We start from the raw sequence: 5,033 nt of genomic DNA, 5'->3' as shown, positions 1-5,033 counted from the left end.
AACGCCAAGTACGCCCGTGAACCGGAAATGCTCAACATCGAGATGAAGGACTTCTTGGAGAATGAAGATACGTCCGATTTCTCGCATACCCGGATGAACATCCATTTCCGGGAACTGGCGGGTGAAAGCCCGCTATTGGTGAAGCTGATAATGCAGAGCATCTACAAGAACAATGACCGGAAAGTGCGCCACTTGGGTAGCAAGCGTTTCGGCATACAGTTCTTAATCAAGGGGATTTACACCTATAACGGGATGCTCTACGTGCACACGCAGACAAAGAACAGTTCCAACGTGCCTTTCGACACGGACTTCATCAGGTTTAAGATAACCGATAAAAAAGTGCCCAAACGCACGGCTATTCAGGAAACGGTACTGGATGCGGTACGCAGCTACAACGAGGTGATAGAGATTGCCGGGAAATCGACCGTGCGCACGGTGTACGCCCTGCCGAAGTTTACCATTCCTGACGACAAGCTGCTGGTCGTGGAACTCTACGAGAAGAACGGCGGGCGGCATCAGACCATACGGGTGGAGAACGCCGACATCGTGAACGCAGAAGTGATTGACGAACTAAAAATCAAATAGGGAATGAAAAGACACATCTTTATAATGATGCTCTTTGCGCTGTGCCTGACCTCGTTTCAGGCACACGCACAAAGATACCTGCCGGGCATGAAAGGCTTGCAGGTCACGGCGGGCATGACGGACGGGGTGCATTGGAACGCTGGCAGTGATTTCGCCTACCACATCGGGGCGGCGTACAGCGTTTACACCAAGAACGCCAACCGCTGGGTGATTGGCGGCGAATACCTGCACAAGAAGTATGACTACAAGGATATGCAGATACCCGTGGAACAGTTCACCGCAGAGGGCGGCTATTACCTGAAATTCCTATCGGACAGGCGAAAGACTTTTTTCCTTTCATTGGGATTGTCGGCTCTCGCCGGGTACGAAACAAGCAACCGAAGCGAAAAGCTGCTGCCGGACGGCTCTACCTTGCTGGATAAGGACTGCTTCATTTACGGCGGTGCGCTGACGCTGGAACTGGAAACCTACCTGACCGACCGGGTGGCTCTGCTGTTGAACGCAAGGGAACGGGCGTTGTTCGGCTCGGACATCGGCAAGTTCCACACGCAGGTATCTTTGGGACTGAAATTCATTATCAACTGACCGCTATATAATAATGTATATGAAGAATGTAATGTATAAAATCATCATGGGCTGCTACATCGTGGCCGCCCTCGTGCTTGTCACCGCCTGTAATGACAACTTGGATATTCAGCAGGCGTACCCGTTCAGCATCGAAACACTGCCAGTACCCAAAAGGCTGAAAGTCGGGGAAACCGCCGAAATACGCTGCCGACTGGTGCGTGGCGGCTATTACCAGCCGACTGCCTATCAGATAAGGTATTTCCAGCCGGACGGCAAAGGAAAGCTGGAAATGGATAACGGCACGGTGTTCCTGCCCAATGACCTCTACCCGCTGGAGAAAGAAACGTTCTGGCTCTACTACACCTCGGCATCGACCGACCAGCAGACGATTGACATTTATATCATCGACAGCTTCGGGCAGATGCAGCAACTTACACTATCATTTAATAATGACAACAGCGAAGAAGAAACGGAAACAATAACCCCCTAATAATAAAACGACATGGTAAAAATAGAATTGGATATAGAAGGCATCTCGTGGTACATAGAAACCACGTTGGAAACAGATACAGTTCCGGCAGTAGGTGACATCATCATTGTGGACAAGGACTGTATTTCCGAACGTGACAGTGCTGAATTATGGAAAACGCCGTCCAATCAGGTATTCAAATGGGCGGACGAAGAAGACGATGCGCCCGTAATGGTATGGTTCGATTGCGAAACGGAAATGCTTGTCAATAAACGGACATGGAAATATGACATCGAGGAAGAAGAAACCGTGTGCATACTTGGTGTAAAATTTATTCACTATGAGGATTTATAGTTGCGACAGCCGTTTTTATCATCCTCTTGGGAAACCGGGTATGGAATGATACGCAAAGCGTAAATATCGGGCAGACAGCCCGCCGGGAAGCATCGGCGGGCTGTTTCCATGATAGGGAAAACGAAAGGCTTCTTTGTTACTTTCTTCACCCGCTGGCAGGCTCACGGAAGAAAGTAACGGCGGCAAGCAGCCGCCGTCCTCTATCAACTGGTTTTAAGGCTCTTTATGGACGTGTATTTCTCTAACCACACCTTTACCTGCTCCATGTTATATTCGCCCGTGATGATTGCCGTATGGTCGTCTATGGCTACAAACCGGACACTTTCATAGCTGTTTACCCAGCCTTGCAGGGAACAGACGCCCCACGTTTCCACATCTGCAAAAACACTGCGGTCTATCCGGCTGATTGGCTCGCCGAAAACTACCGTCATTATCTGAAAGTCCGGTTTGTCCTCCAACAGTTGCAAATGATGCAGCGTGCCGAACTCGTCTATTTTGCGCCCCCACGCCCACACATCATTATACAAATCATCGCCCCACTGGTGCGGGTGGTCGAAACGGACTTTTACCTCTATGGTGTGTTCGTTTTCTTCTGTGTCCTCGATAACGCCCGTTACCATTAAGCCCGTAAAAATACACTCGCAACGCCTGCCGATAAGCTCCTTGTTTACTTCTGTCGTTTTCATGTCCCTGAAATTTACTTGTTTATTACTCCGTTCTTCTTCGCTACCCATTCGTCACGCCTGCGGCGGCACTCGTCCAGCGTTTTGGCTACCGTGCTGAAAAGTTCGCCGTCCGTGTGGCGGTAGTCATATTGATAATAAATTTGTCCCCTGAAAGCCCCTAAACGGCATTTCACGAACTTTTCTTCTCCCGGTGTCTGGGTGATGCTTACCCCGTTTTTGTTAAGTGACTGCATGATGTCTTATTTTTTTATGGTTATAAACTTGGTTGTTTTAAGCGGGCAGGGCTTTGACACCCCGCCCGGATTGGTTGTTATGCCGCACGGAACACAAAGCCGTCATCAAACCAGTAATCGCACATGAACAGGTCACGGGCAAACTGTTTGTAATCGAAATAGGTCTTTGCGAACTCCGGCAGGTCGTAACATTCCTCTACAATTTCATAGGCGAAATCTTCTTCATCGTCATATTCCCCTTGATATTCATCCCGGAAATCACGTACAAGGTCGTCCGCATCTTCCTCGCCCAAATCATGGCTTTTATAGTTGCACCACACGAAAAAGGCTTCCTGCTCGGTGTCGCTCAAATCCTCCACCGCATCACGCAGGGCGAAGAAGTTTTCAGAAATCCAGCTTTCGTCGATTAAGCCCTCCGGCACGTTCTCCCAGTCCTGAAACATGTATTCCGCATCTTCCTCGTCCTTGTGAAGTTCCCGGCAGGCTTCATAAAATTCTTCCTTGTCCGAATAGTCCGAAAGGTCGAGCCATGCGCCGGACAATGAACCGTTGTTGTACTTGGCATAAGTGCCTACATAAACTTTTGCTTCCGATAATACCTTTGCTTCCATATTGCTGTAATTTTTAAGTTTTTAATTTTATGCGGATTTGAGAGGTGAGGGAGTTGAAGTTTCACTGAACTTTTTTCCTGTTTCCCGTAAATCCGACTTTTTTTTTATGCGTCTTCCGGTCGGGTCGGTCGTTTTCGTTTCACATAGGCGTAAAAGGGTAGTGTTTAGAGTTTGCAAGGTTTTGGGCAAAAAATACCTCGCAAGGCAGGGAAGATTTTTTCGCCAAACCGGAACGGCTCGACCTTGCAAAATCGTGAAGAACACGTAACTACCTTTGCCTATTGAAATGATTAAAACGACTGTCCCGGCTGGGGGACTGCGTAAGAGGAAGATTTACAGATAGGGAAACCGGGGAAAAGTGCCTGTTCTCTTTCATCTTTTAGGGAACACTCCATGCGGGCGGGAAAGGCAAGGGTGTTGTAAGCTTGCTTGCAATACGCTTGTGCGGGTTTCCAACGGCTCTTTTCACGGAATACAGTCAGCCATGCCACGCACGGCTGGAGTTTCGGGGAATGTGCCAGTTGGAAAAGGATATAAAAAATGCGGGTAGTCGGTGGACTGCCCGCAAGGTGGAAGAATGTACTTCATTGGGATATAGTTTGTTAGGCGGAATTTCGTTACCGAAATCGTTACCTATTCGTTTTTGTCACGGTTATAGGTAACGAAACCTACCGGGCGGCGTTCTTTCTGTTGTTTCGACTGGCTCAAAAGCTGGGTAAGGGCTTGGTACAGTTCGTTGAACTGCGCATCGGTGCTTACCTCCAGTTCCTCGATGCGCCTTGACAGTTCCTCGTAACCGATTGCCATTTGGCGCATGAGGACGAAAGCCCGCATGATTGAAATGTTTACTTCTATGGCTACTTTGGAGCGGAGAACCGAAGAAAGCATGGCTACGCCCTGCTCGGTGAAAGCCATAGGCATAGCAACGCCGAAGTTGTAAGCAGGGGGTATCACATTTTGTGATACCCCTATGGATAACAGCAAGTTAGCTTCCTCTTGGGTGAGAACAAACATAAAATCACTTGGAAAACGCTCGATATTGCGCTTGACCGCCTGCTTCAAGGCTCGTGTTTCCACTTGGTAGAGTTCTGCCAAATGATAATCGAGCATCACCCGGCAACCTCTGACCTCAAAAATCTTGTTTTGGATAATCTGCAAATCCATAATCGTATATTTTAGGAGATTTAGCAATGTTGGAATAATAGTAAGGACTGGTCACAAATTGTGACCAGTTCCCAATAATCAAGATTACATGGCGACTTCCTTGTAAATCTTCTCGATGCCGATAAACTTCTTGTCAAGCCCCTGCATATCGCTGCCTATCTTGCTATTGGTGATGCGGGCGTAGATTTGCGTAGTTTCTATGTTTGTGTGTCCCAGCATCTTGGACACCGTTTCAATGGGTACGCCCTTTGACAGCGTGGTGGTCGTGGCGAACGTGTGCCGGCTCATGTGCACAATTTAAGCAAAAGCAACGGAAAGTGAATATGAGAGAAATGAACTGTAAGTGGTTGAGAATGAGCAATAT

8 protein-coding genes and 1 pseudogene are annotated in these 5,033 nt (G+C 48.3%); 4 read left to right on the top strand and 5 right to left on the bottom strand.

Going from position 1 to position 5,033, the window contains the following annotated elements:
- The 4 genes from traN to DXA74_RS15575 form a co-directional block, all read left to right on the top strand.
- Nucleotides 1-585 (top strand): conjugative transposon protein TraN (traN, locus tag DXA74_RS15590; protein ID WP_118529043.1); only part of this gene is annotated, 585 nt, incomplete at its 5' end.
- A 3-nt stretch (nucleotides 586-588) separates the two neighbouring features.
- Complete coding sequence (locus DXA74_RS15585; RefSeq protein WP_007845747.1) at nucleotides 589-1,170, top strand: conjugal transfer protein TraO; 582 nt, start codon at nucleotides 589-591, stop codon at nucleotides 1,168-1,170.
- A gap of 13 nt (nucleotides 1,171-1,183) precedes the next feature.
- Nucleotides 1,184-1,642, top strand: a complete 459-nt coding sequence (locus DXA74_RS15580) for a DUF3872 domain-containing protein (RefSeq protein WP_118529041.1) — start codon at nucleotides 1,184-1,186, stop codon at nucleotides 1,640-1,642.
- 12 nt (nucleotides 1,643-1,654) lie between these two features.
- Entirely contained in the window at nucleotides 1,655-1,975 is a 321-nt protein-coding gene (locus DXA74_RS15575; protein WP_004308767.1) for a hypothetical protein, read from the top strand.
- 203 nt (nucleotides 1,976-2,178) lie between these two features.
- Here DXA74_RS15575 and DXA74_RS15570 read toward each other — a convergent pair whose 3' ends face one another.
- From DXA74_RS15570 to DXA74_RS15540, 5 genes and pseudogenes are all read right to left on the bottom strand, one after another.
- Complete coding sequence (locus DXA74_RS15570) at nucleotides 2,179-2,661, bottom strand: hypothetical protein (protein ID WP_004308768.1); 483 nt, start codon at nucleotides 2,659-2,661, stop codon at nucleotides 2,179-2,181.
- 11 nt (nucleotides 2,662-2,672) lie between these two features.
- Nucleotides 2,673-2,894: a DUF3873 domain-containing protein gene (locus DXA74_RS15565; RefSeq protein ID WP_005924228.1), complete on the bottom strand. Its 222-nt coding sequence runs from the start codon at nucleotides 2,892-2,894 to the stop codon at nucleotides 2,673-2,675.
- 77 nt (nucleotides 2,895-2,971) lie between these two features.
- The gene (locus DXA74_RS15560; RefSeq protein WP_004329650.1) at nucleotides 2,972-3,505 is read right to left on the bottom strand and encodes an antirestriction protein ArdA; all 534 of its coding nucleotides are present in this window, start codon (nucleotides 3,503-3,505) and stop codon (nucleotides 2,972-2,974) included.
- 633 nt (nucleotides 3,506-4,138) lie between these two features.
- Nucleotides 4,139-4,669 (bottom strand): ORF6N domain-containing protein, encoded by a 531-nt coding sequence (locus DXA74_RS15545; protein ID WP_053398663.1) that lies wholly within the window; start codon nucleotides 4,667-4,669, stop codon nucleotides 4,139-4,141.
- An 84-nt stretch (nucleotides 4,670-4,753) separates the two neighbouring features.
- A pseudogene (locus DXA74_RS15540) lies at nucleotides 4,754-4,960 on the bottom strand (tyrosine-type recombinase/integrase); the annotation flags it as partial.
- Nucleotides 4,961-5,033 lie beyond the last annotated feature (73 nt).

This window comes from Bacteroides sp. OF04-15BH (assembly GCF_003477995.1).
In the GTDB taxonomy this organism is placed as follows: Bacteria; Bacteroidota; Bacteroidia; order Bacteroidales; family Bacteroidaceae; genus Paraprevotella.
This window is presented reverse-complemented; position numbering and strand designations above follow the sequence as displayed.